The sequence below is a fragment of the Gordonia sp. LMA484 genome, assembly GCF_058129505.1.
In genome coordinates this window covers 2,075,018-2,091,231 of sequence record NZ_CM176700.1, presented here as the reverse complement: position 1 = coordinate 2,091,231, position 16,214 = coordinate 2,075,018, and the positions used below count along the sequence as shown (strand labels likewise).

Sequence of the window (16,214 nt, the reverse complement as noted above, 5' to 3'; positions counted from 1 at the left end):
CACGGGCACCGGGAAGGCCGTCAGCCAGGGGTGGTCGAGGAACTCGGGAGCCGGTGCGCGAGGGTATCGTGGAGCATTGGTCGATGGGACCCGCCGAACTTGTCGGTGGCCGTCGATAATGTACGCGCGGAGAGGTCCAACCAGTCGGCCGACCGCATCCAACTGCTCAGACACCAGCACACCGGCACGGCCGGATCAGCAACGAATGAGGACTTGCAAGTGGTTGACCGTTTGATCGTCCGCGGTGCCCGCGAACACAACCTGCGTGGGATCGACGTGGATCTACCTCGGGACAGCCTCATCGTGTTCACCGGGTTGTCCGGGTCGGGGAAGTCGTCGCTCGCTTTCGACACGATCTTCGCCGAGGGGCAGCGACGCTATGTCGAGTCGTTGTCGGCCTATGCGCGTCAGTTCCTCGGTCAGATGGACAAGCCCGACGTCGACTTCATCGAGGGACTGTCGCCTGCGGTGTCGATCGACCAGAAATCGACGAACCGCAACCCGCGGTCGACCGTCGGCACCATCACCGAGGTCTACGACTACCTGCGTCTGCTCTACGCGCGTGCCGGCAGGGCGCACTGCCCGGAGTGTGGCGAGCTGATCGCGAAACAGACCCCGCAGCAGATCGTCGACCAGGTGCTCGACATGGAGGCCGGTGTCCGATTCCAGGTACTCGCGCCGGTCGTGCGCACCCGCAAGGGCGAGTTCGTGGACCTGTTCGCCGAGCTGCAGACCCAGGGTTTCTCGCGGGCCCGCATCGACGGCGTCGTCCATCAGTTGACCGACCCGCCGAAGCTCAAGAAACAGGAGAAACACGACATCGAGGTCGTGGTGGACCGGCTGGCGGTGAAGCCGACTGCCAAGCAACGCCTCACCGACTCCGTCGAGACGGCGCTGCGACTGGCCGACGGGATCGTCGTTCTCGATTTCGTCGATCTCGAGGAGTCCGACCCGCACCGTGAGCGGCGCTTCTCGGAGCGGATGGCCTGCCCCAACGGTCACCCCATCGCGATCGACGATCTCGAGCCGAGGTCGTTCTCGTTCAACTCGCCCTATGGTGCGTGTCCGGAATGCGACGGACTCGGCATCCGCAAGGAGGTCGATGAGGAACTCGTCGTGCCGGACCCCGACCTCTCGCTGTCCGAGGGCGCGATCGCGCCGTGGTCGGGGGGACACAACGCCGACTACTTCCTGCGGCTGATGGGTGGGCTCGCCGATCAGATGGGCTTCGACGTCGACACCCCGTGGAAGAAGTTGCCCGCCAGGGCCCGCAACGCGATCCTCAACGGCAGCGACCACCAGGTACACGTCAAGTTCCGCAATCGCTATGGCCGGACCCGGTCCTATTACACCGAGTTCGAGGGCGTCATGTCGTTCCTCGCCCGCCGCATGGACCAGACCGAGTCCGAACAGATGAAGGAGCGCTACGAGGGGTACATGCGCGATGTGCCATGCCCGGCCTGCCACGGGGCGCGACTGCGGCCCGAGATCCTCGCCGTCACGCTCGACCATCCGACCTATGGGGCGATGTCGATCGCCGAGGTCTGTGCGCTGTCGGTGGCCGAGTGCGCGGACTACCTCAACGGACTGACACTCGACGACCGCCAGCAGGCGATCGCCGGCCGGGTGCTCAAGGAGGTCCAGGCGCGCATCACGTTCCTGCTCGACGTGGGACTCGAGTACCTGTCCCTGTCCCGTGCCGCCGGGTCGCTGTCGGGCGGTGAGGCCCAGCGCATCCGACTGGCCACGCAGATCGGTTCCGGATTGGCCGGGGTGCTCTACGTGCTCGACGAACCGTCGATCGGCTTGCATCAGCGCGACAATCGCCGGCTCATCGAAACCCTCACGCGGCTGAGGGACCTCGGGAACACCCTGATCGTCGTCGAGCACGACGAGGACACCATCCGGTCGGCCGACTGGATCGTCGACATCGGCCCGCGCGCCGGTGAGCACGGTGGGGAGGTCGTGCACAGCGGCAGTTACAAGGAACTCCTGCGCAACCGTCGATCCCTGACCGGGGCGTATCTGGCGGGGCGCGACGAGTTGCCGATCCCGGCCATTCGTCGGCCCATTTCACGCAAGAAGCAGCTCACCGTCGTCGGTGCGCGGGAGCACAATCTCCAGGGCATCGAGGTGTCGTTCCCGCTCGGCGTGCTGACCGCCGTCACCGGGGTGTCCGGCTCGGGTAAGTCGACGCTGGTCAACGACATCCTTGCGACCGTGCTCGCCAACAAGCTGAACGGTGCCCGCCAGGTGCCGGGCCGTCACACCCGGGTGAAGGGACTCGACCAGCTCGACAAGCTGGTCCAGGTCGACCAGTCGCCGATCGGCCGCACGCCGCGGTCGAATCCGGCCACCTATACCGGGGTGTTCGACAAGATCCGCACCCTGTTCGCCGCGACGACCGAGGCCAAGGTCCGCGGCTATCAGCCGGGTCGGTTCTCCTTCAATGTCAAGGGCGGCCGGTGTGAGGCGTGCGCCGGTGAGGGCACCATCAAGATCGAGATGAACTTCCTCCCCGACGTCTACGTACCGTGCGAGGTGTGCCATGGTGCGCGCTACAACCGCGAGACGCTCGAGGTGCATTACAAGGGCAAGACCATCTCCGAGGTGCTCGACATGCCGATCGAGGAGGCCGCCGAGTTCTTCGAGCCGGTCACGTCGATCCATCGGTACCTCAAGACTCTGGTCGATGTCGGCCTTGGATACGTGCGCCTGGGCCAGCCCGCACCGACCCTGTCCGGCGGCGAGGCGCAGCGCGTGAAGCTGGCCGCCGAACTACAGAAGCGATCCACCGGCCGCACGGTGTACATCCTCGACGAGCCGACCACGGGTCTGCACTTCGAGGACATCAAGAAGCTCCTCGGCGTCATCAGCGGGCTGGTCGACAAGGGCAACACGGTGATCGTCATCGAACACAACCTCGACGTCATCAAGACCGCCGACTGGGTCATCGACATGGGGCCCGAGGGGGGCACGGGCGGCGGCACCGTGGTCGCCGAGGGCACCCCGGAGGACATCGCCGTCGAACCCGCCAGCCACACCGGCAAGTTCCTGGCGAACATCCTCGACGTCGACGAGACGGTCGCGTCGGCCGGCTAGCGGGCCCGGACGAACCAGGTCGCCGGCGGGGTTGCTACTTGCCCATCGATTTTCGGATCTCGTCGAGCTTCTTGCGTGCCGCTTCGTCGCGCTTGCGCATCATCTCGTCGACCTTCTGACCCTCAGGGCTCGTGTGGGCGAGTTCCTCGCTACCGATCGCGGTGGCGATCCGGTTCTCGATCTTGTCGCGGACGAAGTCGAAGGTCGGCACGCCCTGATCGGAGTAGTTCGGGTCCGGCAGCGGCGGGACGTAGCCGGGCGCGGGGGTGGTGGTCGCCGTCGGACCTGCCGGATCGGCGACGACCTCGCCCTCGACGACGTCGGGATCGCGATCCGATGGTGTTTCGCTGGTCATTTGTCCAGCGTACGTCGGTGCGTGAACCTAACGCCGACGATCGCGGACGGCGCCGGTGTACTTCTCGCCGGGACCTTCGCCGGGCTCGTCCGGGTAGGCGCTGGCATCGCGGAAGGCCAGCTGGAGCTGCTTGAGTCCGTCGCGGATCGGTGCCGCGTGGACGCCGAGGTCGGCCTTCGACGCATCGACGAGACCGGCGAGTGCGGTGATGAGTCTGCGCGCCTCGTCGAGGTCGACATCGTCCTCCGAGGCGCCCTCGGCCAGGCCGAGCTTCTCCGCCGATGCGCTCATCAGCATCACGATCGCCTTGGTGATGACCTCGATCGCCGGAATATCACCGAGATCACGGATGTTGTCGATATCGGTCTGCTCCATACCGGCCACCCCGTCATCGCCGTCTGTGCCGTGCCCACCGGGCATCTGTGCAGGTGACGAATAGGAGTTCTCGGTCATGGCTGCTAGACTCCCACAGTACGACCGCCCCGGTTTGCGCCGGGGTCGCAAGTGGAGTTCCGCTCCCACCGTCACGACGCGGCCTGGCCGCAGTTGTACGGTCCGGTTCACGCCGACAGTCGCGCCGCCACCGAGCTGCGTGTACGCGTCGGCCCGACACGTGTGTCGGAGAGCCGGTCGGTAACGGAGCCCTGCGGATGCGATCAGCATCCCGGGGCTCTTCTGCTGAGAGCGATTCCTCCTGCCACCCATGTCATATCCCTGGCGGTCACCAGAGAAAAACTGATCAAGGAGGCCCCATCAGCACTGAGACCCGCATCAACGAGCGCATCCGCGTCCCTGAGGTCCGACTCGTCGGACCCAACTCGGAGCAGGTGGGCATCGTGCGTGTTGAAGATGCGCTTCGCCTGGCCTACGAGGCCGATCTCGACCTGGTCGAGGTCGCGCCTGACGCACGGCCACCCGTGTGCAAGATCATGGACTACGGCAAGTTCAAGTACGAAGCCGCCCAGAAGCAGCGCGAGTCGCGTCGCAACCAGCAGATGACCGTCATCAAGGAGCAGAAGCTCCGCCCGAAGATCGACGACCACGACTACGAGACCAAGAAGGGTCACGTTGTCCGGTTCCTCGAGGCCGGGTCCAAGGTGAAGGTCACCATCATGTTCCGCGGCCGCGAGCAGTCGCGCCCCGAGCTGGGCTACCGACTGCTGCAGCGTCTGGGCAACGACGTCGCCGACTACGGCTTCATCGAGACGTCGGCCAAGCAGGACGGCCGGAACATGACCATGGTGCTCGCACCACACAAGGGTGCGAAGACGCGGCAGAAGGCGCAGCAGAGCCGTGACGGCGGGCCCAAGCCGGCCGCCAAGGACGAACAGCCCAGCCAGTAGTTCGGTGCGGACGGTCAGATGACCGACCGCGCGACCACTGACCAGCAGCGCACGAGAAAACACCCGACGGCCTCGGGTGGGTTCCCGTTCGCCCAAACGAAGGAAGAACATGCCGAAGAGCAAGACCCACAAGGGCACCGCGAAGCGATTCAAGGTGACCGGCAGCGGCAAGATCGTTCGCCAGAAGGCGAACCGTCGCCACCTGTTGGAGCACAAGTCGTCGCGCCGTACCCGCCGCCTCGACGGCGTCGCGGTCGTCAGCGAGAACGACGCCCCGCGCATCAAGCGACTGCTCAACCGCTGACCGCGCGTTGACCGCAGACACCGACATCTGACGAACAAAGAGGACTGAAACATGGCACGCGTGAAAAGGGCTGTGAACGCCCAGAAGAAGCGTCGTTCGACCCTGGAGGCATCCAAGGGTTACCGCGGACAGCGTTCGCGCCTGTACCGCAAGGCGAAGGAGCAGCAGCTCCACTCGATGACCTACGCCTACCGGGACCGTCGCGCCCGCAAGGGTGAGTTCCGCAAGCTGTGGATCGCGCGTATCAACGCCGCGGCCCGCGCCAATGACATCACTTACAACCGCTTCATCCAGGGCCTGAAGGTCGCGGGCGTCGAGGTTGACCGCAAGGTGCTCGCCGACATCGCCGTCACCGACCCGGAGGCCTTCACCGGCCTCGTCGAGGTGGCCCGCAAGGCACTGCCGGCGGACGTCAACGCACCCGCGGCCTGACGACGCGTTGACGCAAGCGACACAACGACCCGCGAGCGACGCACACGACGAGATCATCCGATGAGGGAGGTCTTGTCCGAGCGCTCCTCGCGGGTCGTGTCGTATGCCAAACTCCACCGCGCCTCGGTCCGGCGGGCCGAAGGCCGATTCCTGGTGGAGGGTGCCAACTCGGTGACGGCGGCGTTGTCGGCCCATCGCGTCGAGGTCGTGCTGGTAACCGAGGACGACGAGTGGCGTCACCGTGAGATCGTCGCCGCCGCGCGTGGTCACGAGGTGCCCGTCGTACTGCTCACAGCGAAAGCCGCGAAGAAGCTCGCCGAGACCGAGACGCCGCCTGGCGTACTCGCCGTGTGCGGCTTGCTGGACGCCGACCTCGCCGACGTCCTGGCCCGGACCCCACGGCTGCTCGCCGTCGCCGTCGAACCACGTGAGCCGGGCAATGCCGGCACGTTGGTCCGTACCGCGGATGCCATGGGCGCCGACGCGGTGATCCTGCTCGGTGACGCCGTCGACCCGCACAACGGCAAATGCGTCCGCGCCAGCGCGGGGAGTGTGTTCCACCTACCGGTCGTGCGTGAACGTGACATCGATGCCGGGCTTACCGCACTGCGGGACGCCGGGATCACGATGCTCGCGACCGCCGCCGATGGGGAGCTGGCGCTGGACGACGCAGCCGAGGTACTCACCCGGCCGACCGCCTGGCTGTTCGGCAATGAGGCCCACGGTCTGTCCGACGACGTCGCCGCGCAGGCCGATCACCAGGTGTCGATACCCATCCGTGGACGTGCCGAGAGCCTCAATCTCGCTGCGGCCGCTGCGATCTGCCTGTACCAGAGTGCCGCGGCGCACGCGGTCGAGCGCGCTGAGCCCGGACCGGTAATTCCGACGTTGACCGGCAGCGTCGCGCCACATCCCGGTCGACTACCCTGATACGCGCGATATTGCATGTGATCACGCGGTAGCGCACAACGTTTTTCCAGACGACCCACCGAGGAGACCGCGGAGCATGGCCAGCCCTGCCGACGACGCCCCAGAGATCCGGTTCCCCGAACCCGAGGAACTCGACGCCGCAGCCGCGGCCGCCGTCGCGGCGTTCGAGGCGGCCGCCGACCTCGACGCGCTCGCGGGCGCCAAGACCGCGCACCTCGGCGACCGCTCGGCCATCGCGTTGGCCCGCCGCGCGCTGGGCGCCATCCCGAAGGATCAGCGCTCCGCGGCAGGCAAGTTGGTCAATGAGGTGCGCGGCCGGGTCACCGCCGCGTTCGATCTCCGCACGGCCACGCTGCAGGCCGAACGTGACGCCGCCGTCCTGGTGGCGGAGGCCGTCGACGTCACGCTGCCCAGCGGCCGACGTCGGGTGGGGGCGCGCCACCCGATCACCGTGATCGCCGAACAGGTCGCCGACGTCTTCGTCGGCATGGGCTGGGAGATCGCCGAGGGTCCCGAGGTGGAGACCGAGCACCACAACTTCGACGCCCTCAACTTCCTGCCCGACCATCCCGCCCGCTCGATGCAGGACACGTTCTACATCGCCCCGGAGGGATCGCGGCAGGTGCTGCGCACCCACACCTCGCCGGTCCAGGTGCGGTCGATGCTGAGCCGCGACCTGCCCATCTATGTGGCCTGTCCGGGCCGCACCTTCCGTACCGACGAACTCGATGCGACCCACACACCGGTCTTCCATCAGATCGAGGGCCTGGCCGTCGACAAGGGGCTGACACTGGCGAACCTGCGCGGCACCCTCGAGGTGTTCGCGCGCGCCCTGTTCGGTCCCGAGACCACCACCCGGATGCGGGCGAGCTACTTCCCGTTCACCGAGCCGTCCGCGGAGGTCGACGTCTGGTTCCCCGGCAAGAAGGGTGGAGCCGGCTGGGTGGAGTGGGGCGGCTGCGGCATGGTCAATCCGAATGTGCTGCGCTCCAGTGGGATCGACCCCGATGTCTATTCGGGTTTTGCCTTCGGGATGGGACTCGAGCGGACCCTGCAATTCCGCAATGACATCTCCGACATGCGCGACATGGTCGAGGGGGACATCCGTTTCACCGTTCCGTTCGGCCCGGCGGTCTGAGCGACCCGCGATGTGACCTCGACCCCATACCCGATATCGCGAAAGCCCGATCGATGAAAGTAGTTGGTTGACGTGCGTGCCCCACAGTCCTGGTTCAGCGAGGTGCTCCGTGAAGGAGACCCGCAGTGGTCGGCGACCGCGGCGGAGATCGACCAGGCCTTTGTCCGCGTCGGTTTCGAGATCGAGGACGTCGAGCCGTTCCCGTCGATCACCGGTCCGCTGGTGATCGGCCGCGTCGAGACGATCGAAGAGCTCACCGAGTTCAAGAAGCCCATCCGCTTCTGCACTGTCGAGGTCGGCGAGTCCGAGCCGCGCGGCATCGTCTGCGGGGCCCGCAACTTCGCCGAGGGCGACCTCATCGTCGCGGCCCTGCCCGGTGTGGTGTTACCGGGTCCGTTCGAGATCGCGTCACGCAAGACGTACGGCCGGATCTCCGACGGCATGATCTGCTCGGTCTCCGAACTCGGCATCGGCACCGACCACAGCGGCATCCTGGTGCTCGCACCGGGGACGGCCGAACCCGGTGCGGACGCCTACGAGGTGCTCGGACTGGACGACACCGCCATCGACGTCAACGTCACGCCCGACCGCGGATACGCGTTCTCTGTCCGTGGTCTCGGCCGCGAACTCGCGGGCAGCTTCGGAGTGCCGTTCGTCGATCCCGGTGCGGTGGGGGCTGCGGTGGCGGCCTCGGGTGACGCGTGGCCGGTTGCCATCGATGCGGATTCCGATGCCACCCGCTACACGGCCCGGGTGATCACGGGTGTCAACGCCGACGCCGTGTCGCCGTGGTGGATGCAGAAGCGTCTGATGGTGGCCGGCATCCGGCCCATCTCGGCCATCGTCGACATCACCAACTACGTGATGATCGAACTCGGACAGCCGCTGCACGCCTTCGATGCCGGCAAACTGTCCGGCACCATCACGGTCCGGTCCGCCCGCGCCGACGAGAAACTGACCACCCTGGACGACGTCGACCGGGTCCTCGACCCGGAGGACGTGGTCATCGCCGACGACAGTGGACCGGTCGCACTGGCCGGGGTCATGGGCGGTGCGGCAACCGAGGTCGGCACCGGCACCTCGACGGTGTTGCTGGAGTCGGCGACCTTCGATCCGGTCCGGGTGTTCCGCACCGGGAAGCGTCACAAGCTGACGTCGGAGGCGAGCAAGCGTTTCGAACGCACCGTCGACCCGGAGATCACGGCCGTCGCCTCTGATCGTGCGGCCCAGCTGATCGTCGACATCGCGGGCGGCACGATTGCCTCGCCGCTCAGCGAGGCACGTATCGAGTCACCCGTCACGGCGGAGATCTCGATGCCGGCCGACGAGCCCGACCGAACCGCGGGCATCAGCTATCCGACCGGTACCACTGCCGCCCGCCTGCGCGAGGTGGGCTGCGTGGTCGAGGGCAGCGACCTGCTCGTGGTCACACCACCGTCGTGGCGCCCGGACCTGCGTGAGCGGGCTGATCTCGTCGAGGAGGTCCTGCGACTCGAAGGCCTGGAGGACATCCCCGCGGTGGTGCCGCGGGCACCCGCGGGCACCGGTCTCACCGCCGCCCAGCGACGTCGACGCGGGGTCGGGCGCACGCTTGCCCTCGACGGCTATGTCGAGGTGCTGCCGTACCCGTTCATGCCTGCCGGGGTCTTCGACGTCTGGGATCTGCCTGCCGACGACCGGCGCCGCCGGACGGTCAAGGTGCTCAACCCGTTGGAGACCGACCGACCCGAACTCAACACGACGCTGCTGCCCGGGCTGCTGGAGATGACCTCGCGAAACATCGCACGGGGTCAGCGCGATCTGTCACTGTTCACGATCGGTCAGGTGGTGCTCGCCGGCGACAACATGGCACAGGTCGGGGCGCTGGACGTGACCCGCCGTCCGAGTGAGAACGACATCGCCGCGCTCGACGCATCTCTGCCGGATCAGCCCCTGCACGTGGCGGTGGTGCTCACCGGCTTGCGGGATCCGGCCGGTCCGTGGGGACCGGGACGTGCCGCGGACCACATGGACGCGTTCGAGGCGGCCCGCGCGATCGGTCGTGCCGCCGGCGTCGACATCGTGCTGTCGGCAGCCGAGTACCGGCCGTGGCATCCCGGCCGCTGTGCGCGGCTCACCGTGGACGGCACGACGGTGGGTCATGCAGGTGAACTCCATCCAGCGGTCCTCGAACGGGCAGGTCTGCCGAAGCGACTGTGCGCGGTCGAGATCGATCTCGACGCGATGCCATTGGTCGAACGCCTGCCGGCGCCGCGGGTCTTCCCGTTCCCGGCCGTCCTGCAGGACGTCGCGGTGGTTGTCGCAGACACCGTGTCGGCGTCCGACGTGCAGACTGCATTGCGCTCCGGTGCCGGCGACCTGCTCGAGGCGATCGACCTGTTCGACGTGTTCACCGGTGACCAGGTGGGCGCGGGCAGCAAGTCGCTCACGTTCGCACTTCGATTCCGTGCGCCCGACCGGACCCTGACCGAGGAAGAGGCCAACGAGGCCAAGATGGCGGCGGTTGCGCACGCCGGTGAGGTGGTCGGCGCGCGACTGCGCTGAGCCGACTTCTTCCGTCGGGTTTGCGTTCGTCCGCGCAAAATATCCAGCGGACGAACGAAAAACGCCAGGAAGAACGAGCAGCCCACCCCGCCTATGAATTGATTTGCATCGGCGTGCATAATGATCGCATGACGATCAGGGTGGCGGTTGCCGGAGCCAGTGGCTACGCGGGTGGTGAGATCTTACGACTTCTCTGTGGACATCCGCGTCTGCGATCCGGTGAGCTGGAGATCGGTGCACTGACCGCCGGCGGGAACGCAGGCGCCACGCTCGGATCGCTGCACCCCAACCTGCTGCCGCTGGCCGATCGTGTGCTCGAGGACACCACATCCGAGGTGCTCGCCGGCCATGACGTCGTATTCCTGGGGCTTCCGCACGGGAAGTCGGGCGAGATCGCCGATGCACTGCCGCCGGCGACGCTGATCGTCGACTGCGGCGCCGATCACCGACTGGAGAACGCCCAGGATTGGACCGACTACTACGGCAGTGACCACGCCGGAACCTGGCCGTACGGGCTGCCGGAGTTGCCGGGCAACCGCGAGATTCTCCGCGATACGACGCGCGTCGCGGTCCCCGGTTGCTATCCGACGGTCTCGATCCTCGCGCTACGACCGGCCGTGGCGGCCGGACTCGTCGAGCCGCACGTCACCGTTGTCGCAGTCAGTGGCGCCTCCGGTGCCGGTCGGGCGCCTAAGGTCGACCTGCTGGCATCCGAGGTGATCGGTTCGGCACGGGCCTATGGTGTCGGCGGTGCGCATCGGCACACGCCGGAGATCTCACAGGCACTGTCCGCGGCCGCCGATCTGCCGGTGTCGGTCTCGTTCACGCCCGTCCTCGTGCCGATGGCGCGAGGCATCCTGGCCACGTGCACGGCCCGTACCCGGGCGTCGGCCGCAGAGATCCGGTCTGCGTATGAGAAGGCCTACGACGACGAGACATTCGTGCATGTCCTGCCCGATGAGGCATTACCGATGACCGGATCGGTGATCGGCAGCAATGCCGTCCAGATCGCCGTCACCGTGGACGAGCGGGCCGGCACGATGGTCGCGGTCGGCGCCGTCGACAACCTGACCAAGGGCACCGGGGGCGCGGCTGTCCAATCGATGAACCTCGCGCTCGGCTGGGACGAAGCCGAGGGCCTGAGCACCGTGGGGGTGGCGCCATGACGACATCGCAGCAACCGACTCCGCCGTCGGGCGATCCCGCGCATTCCGACGACCGGATCACCCCGGGAGCCCCACTCGACGCTCCCCGGATGGTTCGGGAGCAAGGCGTGACCGCGCCGCTCGGGTTCCGGGCCGCCGGAATCGCCGCCGGTATAAAGGCGTCCGGTGCGCACGATCTCGCACTGGTGTTCAACGAGGGTCCCGAGTATGCCGCGGCGGGCGTCTTCACCCGGAACCAGGTGAAGGCCGCGCCGGTGTTGTGGAGCCGTCAGGTGCTGTCCACCGGGCGGTTGCGCGCAGTGATCCTGAACTCGGGCGGCGCCAACGCATGCACGGGCCCCGGCGGGTTCGGCGACACCCATGCCACCGCCGAGGCCGTGGCCGAGGCTCTGAGCAATTGGGGCACCGAGACCGGTGCGATCGAGGTCGCCGTCTGCTCGACCGGTCTGATCGGTGACCGGCTGCCGATGGACAAGGTGCTGGCGGGTGTGACCGAGATCGTGCAGGACATGGGTGGCGGCCTGTCCGGCGGCACCGACGCCGCGTACGCCATCATGACCACCGACACCGTCCCGAAACAGGTTGCGCTGCATCATCCGCAGGGCTGGAACGTCGGCGGGATGGCCAAAGGCGCAGGCATGCTCGCGCCGTCGCTGGCGACGATGCTGTGCGTCCTCACCACCGATGCGCGGGTCACCCCCGAACAACTCGACAGCTCGTTGCGCAAGGCGACGGCCCGTACCTTCGACCGGCTCGACGTCGACGGCTCGTCGTCGACGAACGACACCGTCCTCCTGCTCAGCTCGGGGGCCAGCCAGATCCCCGTGGAGCAAGCCGATCTCGACGCCGCGGTGCTCGCGGTCTGCGACGACCTGGCCGCGCAGTTGATGGCCGACGCCGAGGGCGTGACGAAACGCGTGCTGGTCACCGTCTCGGGCACCGTCACCGAAGACGATGCCGTCGTCGTGGCCCGCACCGTCGCGCGCGATTCGCTGGTCAAAACGGCACTGTTCGGCTCGGACCCGAACTGGGGCCGGGTACTCGCGGCCGTCGGCATCGCTCCGATCACGATCGATCCGGATCGGATCTCGGTGTCGTTCAACGGAACCCCGGTGTGCGTCGACGGCTGTGGCGCGCCCGGCGCTCGCGACGTCGATCTGTCCGGCGCCGACATCAGTGTCGAGATCGACCTCGGACTCGGTGATGCGTCCGCGACCATCCGCACGACGGACCTGTCGCACGGCTATGTCGAAGAGAACTCGGCGTATTCGTCATGAGCGGGACAAGCGGCAGCTCGACCACGAACCTCGGTGCCCTCGACAAGGCACTGGTCCTCGCCGAGTCCCTTCCGGCCCTCCAGGCGCTGCACGGTGCAACGGTCGTGGTCAAGTACGGCGGGAACGCGATGGTCGACGACGAGCTCAAGCGAGCCTTCGCCGCGGACATGGTGTTGCTGCGCGCCTGCGGTATGCACCCGATCGTGGTGCACGGCGGTGGCCCGCAGATCTCCGCGATGCTCAAGCGGCTCGGCCTGGAGGGCGAGTTCCGCGGCGGATTCCGCGTCACCACCCCGGAGGTGATGGACGTCGCCCGGATGGTCCTGTTCGGTCAGGTGGGGCGTGAGCTCGTCGGGTTGATCAACTCCCACGGCCCGTATGCCGTCGGGATCACCGGTGAGGACGCGCATCTGTTCACCGCGGCCCGGCGGACGGTGCTCGTCGACGGCGTGGCCACCGACATCGGTCTGGTGGGCGACATCGCCTCGGTGAACACCTCGGCGGTTCTCGATCTGGTTGCCGCGGGTCGCATCCCGGTGGTGTCCACCATTGCTCCCGACCGAGATGGCGTGGTGCACAACATCAATGCCGACACCGCCGCGGGTGCCCTGGCCGAGGCCCTCGGCGCGTCACGACTGGTCATGCTCACCGACGTCGAGGGCCTGTACACCGACTGGCCGGATCGTGGGTCGCTCGTCTCCCAGATCGGCACCGACGAGCTCGCCGGGCTGCTGGGCTCACTCGATTCCGGCATGGTGCCGAAGATGGAGGCCTGCCTGCGCGCCGTGAACGGGGGAGTCCGGGCCGCACACGTGATCGACGGGCGGGTGCCGCACTCGGTGATCGCCCAGTTGTTGACCGAGAGCTCGACGGGAACCACCGTCGTCGCCGACATCGATACATCAGGAGGGGCAGCATGACCGAGCCGTTGCAGAAGCGGTGGTCGGCCGCACTGATGAACAACTACGGCACCCCGTCGATCGCACTGGTCAGCGGATCCGGCGCGGTCGTCCGTGACGCCGACGGCAAGGAGTACCTGGACCTGCTCGGCGGCATCGCGGTCAACGCTCTGGGTCACGCGCATCCGGCCATCGTCGAGGCCGTGACGACCCAACTGCAGACACTCGGGCACGTCTCGAACCTCTACGTGAGCGCACCCGCGGTCGAACTGGCCGAGCAACTGCTCGACAAGTTCGGGCACCCGGGCCGCGTGTTCTTCTGCAACTCGGGCACCGAGGCCAACGAGGCGGCCTTCAAGCTCGCGAGGAGGACCGGTCGACCCGAGATCATCGCTGCCGACAAGGCTTTTCACGGCCGGACGATGGGTGCACTCGCCATGACCGGGCAACCGGCCAAACGTGCACCTTTCGAGCCGATGCCACCGGGCGTGCGATTCGTTCCCTACGGCGACGTCGAAGCGCTGGACGCCGCGGTCACCGCGGACACCGCCGCAGTGATCCTCGAACCCATCCTCGGGGAGAGTGGCGTCATCGTCCCGCCGAACGGCTTCCTGGCGGCCGCGCGGCGGATCACCGCCGAGCGCGGTGCGCTGCTGATCCTCGACGAGGTGCAGACGGGGATCGGCCGGACCGGGTCCTTCTTCGCACATCAGAGCGCAGGGGTGGTTCCCGACGTCATGACGCTGGCCAAGGGACTCGGCGGCGGACTACCGATCGGTGCCTGCATCGCCACCGGTCCGGCGGCCGAGCTGTTCGAACCCGGGCAGCACGGCACCACGTTCGGCGGCAACCCGACGTGCACCGCCGCGGCACTTGCGGTCCTGCGAACCATCGACGAGGAGGGCCTCCTCGATCACGTCGCATCCGTGGGCAAATCGATCGCCACGGGAATCGAGAATCTCGCTCACCCGCAGATCTCGCATGTCCGCGGCTCCGGGCTGCTGCTCGGGATCGTGCTCAACAGCCCGATCGCGGCGAAGGCCGAAAAGGCCGCGCGCGATACGGGTTTCCTGATCAACGCACCCGGACCCGACGTCCTCCGGCTCGCGCCGCCACTGATCCTGACCGAAGAGCAGGGCGCCGACTTCGTCGCCGCACTGCCCGACATCCTGGACGCGGCAACCACCGATGAACCACAGGGGGAGAAGGCATGACCCGGCATTTCCTGCGCGACGACGATCTCACGCCCGATGAGCAGGCACAGGTGCTGCGTCTGGCCGCGGAGGTGAAGGCCGAACCGATGCGTCACCGTCCCCTCGAGGGCCCGCGCGGCGTCGGCGTGATCTTCGACAAGAACTCCACCCGAACGCGGTTCTCGTTCGAGATGGGCATCGCCCAGATGGGCGGGCACGCTGTCGTCGTCGACGGCACGACGACGCAGCTGGGTCGGGACGAGACGATCGAGGACACCGGGCGGGTGCTGTCGCGGTTCGTCGACGCCGTCGTCTGGCGGACCTTCGGTCAGGAGCGGCTCGACGCGATGGCCTCGACCGCGACGATCCCGGTCGTCAACGCCTTGTCCGACACCTTTCATCCATGCCAGGTGCTGGCCGACCTGCAGACCGTCATCGAGCACAAGGGCCGCACCGCCGGTCTGTCGATGACCTACCTCGGTGACGGCGCCAACAACATGGCACACTCACTCGCGCTCGGCGGGGTGACTGCGGGGATGCACGTGACCATCAGCGCCCCAGCCGGTTTCGAACCCGACGGAGCTGTCGTCGAGGCGACGAACGCGCGAGCCCGGGAGACCGGAGGCTCGCTGCGGCTCGTCTCCGATCCGGTCGCAGCGGTCGCCGGTGCGGATGTCCTCGTCACCGACACCTGGACGTCGATGGGGCAGGAGGGCGACGGCAAGGATCGCAAGGCTCCGTTCCTGCCGTACCAGATCAACGACGAACTGCTCGCCAAGGCGGATGCGGAAGCGATTGTGTTGCACTGCCTCCCGGCACACCGCGGGGAAGAGATCACCGACTCGGTGATCGACGGCCCGGCCAGCGTGGTCCTCGACGAGGCCGAGAATCGGCTCCACGCGCAGAAGGCGCTGCTGATCTGGCTGTTGGGACAGCAATGACCAGCACCGGACGATCGGCGCCCAGCGATGCCGGACACGGCGAGTCGCGACTCGCCGCCACGAAGGCCGGCCGGCATGCCCGGATCATCGACATCTTGGCTACCCATCAGGTGCGCAGCCAATCCGAGTTACAGCATCTCCTCGCCGGCGAGGGCATCGATGCGACCCAGGCAACCCTCTCCCGGGACCTCGATGAACTCGGTGCCGTCAAACTGCGTGCCGCCGACGGCGGGGCCGGGGTCTACGTGGTGCCCGAGGACGGATCGCCGGTTCGCGGCGTGTTCGGGGGGACCGATCGACTGGCACGTCTGCTCGCGGAATTGCTCGTCTCGACCGACAGCAGCGGAAACCTGGCGGTTCTGCGCACACCACCCGGAGCGGCGCACTACCTCGCCAGCGCCATCGACCGCGCCAGCATGCCCGACGTGGTGGGCACGATCGCCGGCGACGACACGATCTTCGTGGTCGCCCGGGAGCCGGTCGACGGCGCCGAACTGTCCCGACGAATCGAGGGCCTCGTGTAGCCACGCGGCCCCTCAGCTCAGCCCTTCAGACAGAATCAACCACAAGGCACCGCAGCCGGCACCGGA

At 67.5% G+C, this 16,214-nt stretch carries 15 protein-coding genes; 13 read left to right on the top strand and 2 right to left on the bottom strand.

Annotated features, from left to right (window positions below; genetic code table 11):
• Positions 1 to 219 precede the first annotated feature (219 nt).
• Positions 220 to 3,102, top strand: coding sequence for an excinuclease ABC subunit UvrA (uvrA, locus tag AC4AMJ_RS09055; RefSeq protein WP_489896009.1), 2,883 nt, complete (start codon positions 220 to 222; stop codon positions 3,100 to 3,102).
• A gap of 34 nt (positions 3,103 to 3,136) precedes the next feature.
• Here uvrA and AC4AMJ_RS09050 read toward each other — a convergent pair whose 3' ends face one another.
• Together AC4AMJ_RS09050 and AC4AMJ_RS09045 are read right to left on the bottom strand one after the other, a co-directional pair.
• Positions 3,137 to 3,457 carry a PspA domain-containing protein gene (locus AC4AMJ_RS09050; RefSeq protein ID WP_489896008.1) on the bottom strand — a complete coding sequence of 107 codons (321 nt, stop codon included), beginning with the start codon at positions 3,455 to 3,457 and terminating at the stop codon, positions 3,137 to 3,139.
• 27 nt (positions 3,458 to 3,484) lie between these two features.
• On the bottom strand, positions 3,485 to 3,910 hold the full coding sequence (locus AC4AMJ_RS09045; protein ID WP_489896007.1) for a DUF1844 domain-containing protein: 426 nt from the start codon (positions 3,908 to 3,910) through the stop codon (positions 3,485 to 3,487).
• Positions 3,911 to 4,167: 257 nt separating this feature from the next.
• Between AC4AMJ_RS09045 and infC the strand changes: the two genes are divergently transcribed.
• The 12 genes from infC to AC4AMJ_RS08985 all read left to right on the top strand — a co-directional run bounded on the left by infC (position 4,168) and on the right by AC4AMJ_RS08985 (position 16,148).
• Positions 4,168 to 4,800 carry a translation initiation factor IF-3 gene (infC, locus tag AC4AMJ_RS09040; protein WP_489900923.1) on the top strand — a complete coding sequence of 211 codons (633 nt, stop codon included), beginning with the start codon at positions 4,168 to 4,170 and terminating at the stop codon, positions 4,798 to 4,800.
• Positions 4,801 to 4,909: 109 nt separating this feature from the next.
• Positions 4,910 to 5,104, top strand: coding sequence for a 50S ribosomal protein L35 (gene rpmI / locus AC4AMJ_RS09035; protein ID WP_005178720.1), 195 nt, complete (start codon positions 4,910 to 4,912; stop codon positions 5,102 to 5,104).
• A gap of 51 nt (positions 5,105 to 5,155) precedes the next feature.
• The gene (rplT, locus tag AC4AMJ_RS09030; protein WP_489896006.1) at positions 5,156 to 5,536 is read left to right on the top strand and encodes a 50S ribosomal protein L20; all 381 of its coding nucleotides are present in this window, start codon (positions 5,156 to 5,158) and stop codon (positions 5,534 to 5,536) included.
• Between the two features lie 60 nt (positions 5,537 to 5,596).
• The gene (locus AC4AMJ_RS09025; protein WP_489917846.1) at positions 5,597 to 6,466 is read left to right on the top strand and encodes a TrmH family RNA methyltransferase; all 870 of its coding nucleotides are present in this window, start codon (positions 5,597 to 5,599) and stop codon (positions 6,464 to 6,466) included.
• A gap of 76 nt (positions 6,467 to 6,542) precedes the next feature.
• Positions 6,543 to 7,604 (top strand): phenylalanine--tRNA ligase subunit alpha, encoded by a 1,062-nt coding sequence (gene pheS, locus AC4AMJ_RS09020; protein WP_489917845.1) that lies wholly within the window; start codon positions 6,543 to 6,545, stop codon positions 7,602 to 7,604.
• Positions 7,605 to 7,676: 72 nt separating this feature from the next.
• Positions 7,677 to 10,148 carry a phenylalanine--tRNA ligase subunit beta gene (pheT, locus tag AC4AMJ_RS09015; protein WP_489917844.1) on the top strand — a complete coding sequence of 824 codons (2,472 nt, stop codon included), beginning with the start codon at positions 7,677 to 7,679 and terminating at the stop codon, positions 10,146 to 10,148.
• A 128-nt stretch (positions 10,149 to 10,276) separates the two neighbouring features.
• Complete coding sequence (gene argC, locus AC4AMJ_RS09010) at positions 10,277 to 11,314, top strand: N-acetyl-gamma-glutamyl-phosphate reductase (RefSeq protein WP_489917843.1); 1,038 nt, start codon at positions 10,277 to 10,279, stop codon at positions 11,312 to 11,314.
• Positions 11,311 to 12,591 (top strand): bifunctional glutamate N-acetyltransferase/amino-acid acetyltransferase ArgJ, encoded by a 1,281-nt coding sequence (argJ, locus tag AC4AMJ_RS09005; protein ID WP_489917842.1) that lies wholly within the window; start codon positions 11,311 to 11,313, stop codon positions 12,589 to 12,591. The genes argC and argJ overlap by 4 nt, the downstream gene beginning before the upstream one ends.
• Entirely contained in the window at positions 12,588 to 13,511 is a 924-nt protein-coding gene (gene argB / locus AC4AMJ_RS09000) for an acetylglutamate kinase (protein ID WP_489917841.1), read from the top strand. The genes argJ and argB overlap by 4 nt, the downstream gene beginning before the upstream one ends.
• Positions 13,508 to 14,704, top strand: a complete 1,197-nt coding sequence (locus tag AC4AMJ_RS08995; protein WP_489917840.1) for an acetylornithine transaminase — start codon at positions 13,508 to 13,510, stop codon at positions 14,702 to 14,704. Before argB ends, AC4AMJ_RS08995 begins: the two co-directional genes overlap by 4 nt.
• Complete coding sequence (argF, locus tag AC4AMJ_RS08990) at positions 14,701 to 15,624, top strand: ornithine carbamoyltransferase (RefSeq protein ID WP_489917839.1); 924 nt, start codon at positions 14,701 to 14,703, stop codon at positions 15,622 to 15,624. The genes AC4AMJ_RS08995 and argF overlap by 4 nt, the downstream gene beginning before the upstream one ends.
• Positions 15,621 to 16,148 (top strand): arginine repressor, encoded by a 528-nt coding sequence (locus tag AC4AMJ_RS08985; protein ID WP_489917838.1) that lies wholly within the window; start codon positions 15,621 to 15,623, stop codon positions 16,146 to 16,148. Before argF ends, AC4AMJ_RS08985 begins: the two co-directional genes overlap by 4 nt.
• Positions 16,149 to 16,214 lie beyond the last annotated feature (66 nt).

Excerpts from the sequence above, each read along its gene's own strand:
- AC4AMJ_RS09050 (WP_489896008.1), bottom strand. The coding sequence starts at position 3,457 with ATGACCAGCGAAACACCATCGGATCGCGATCCCGACGTCGTCGAGGGC.
- AC4AMJ_RS09045 (WP_489896007.1), bottom strand. The coding sequence starts at position 3,910 with ATGACCGAGAACTCCTATTCGTCACCTGCACAGATGCCCGGTGGGCAC.
- rpmI (WP_005178720.1), top strand. The coding sequence starts at position 4,910 with ATGCCGAAGAGCAAGACCCACAAGGGCACCGCGAAGCGATTCAAGGTG.
- rplT (WP_489896006.1), top strand. The coding sequence starts at position 5,156 with ATGGCACGCGTGAAAAGGGCTGTGAACGCCCAGAAGAAGCGTCGTTCG.
- AC4AMJ_RS09025 (WP_489917846.1), top strand. The coding sequence starts at position 5,597 with ATGAGGGAGGTCTTGTCCGAGCGCTCCTCGCGGGTCGTGTCGTATGCC.
- pheS (WP_489917845.1), top strand. The coding sequence starts at position 6,543 with ATGGCCAGCCCTGCCGACGACGCCCCAGAGATCCGGTTCCCCGAACCC.
- argC (WP_489917843.1), top strand. The coding sequence starts at position 10,277 with ATGACGATCAGGGTGGCGGTTGCCGGAGCCAGTGGCTACGCGGGTGGT.
- argJ (WP_489917842.1), top strand. The coding sequence starts at position 11,311 with ATGACGACATCGCAGCAACCGACTCCGCCGTCGGGCGATCCCGCGCAT.
- argB (WP_489917841.1), top strand. The coding sequence starts at position 12,588 with ATGAGCGGGACAAGCGGCAGCTCGACCACGAACCTCGGTGCCCTCGAC.
- AC4AMJ_RS08995 (WP_489917840.1), top strand. The coding sequence starts at position 13,508 with ATGACCGAGCCGTTGCAGAAGCGGTGGTCGGCCGCACTGATGAACAAC.
- argF (WP_489917839.1), top strand. The coding sequence starts at position 14,701 with ATGACCCGGCATTTCCTGCGCGACGACGATCTCACGCCCGATGAGCAG.
- AC4AMJ_RS08985 (WP_489917838.1), top strand. The coding sequence starts at position 15,621 with ATGACCAGCACCGGACGATCGGCGCCCAGCGATGCCGGACACGGCGAG.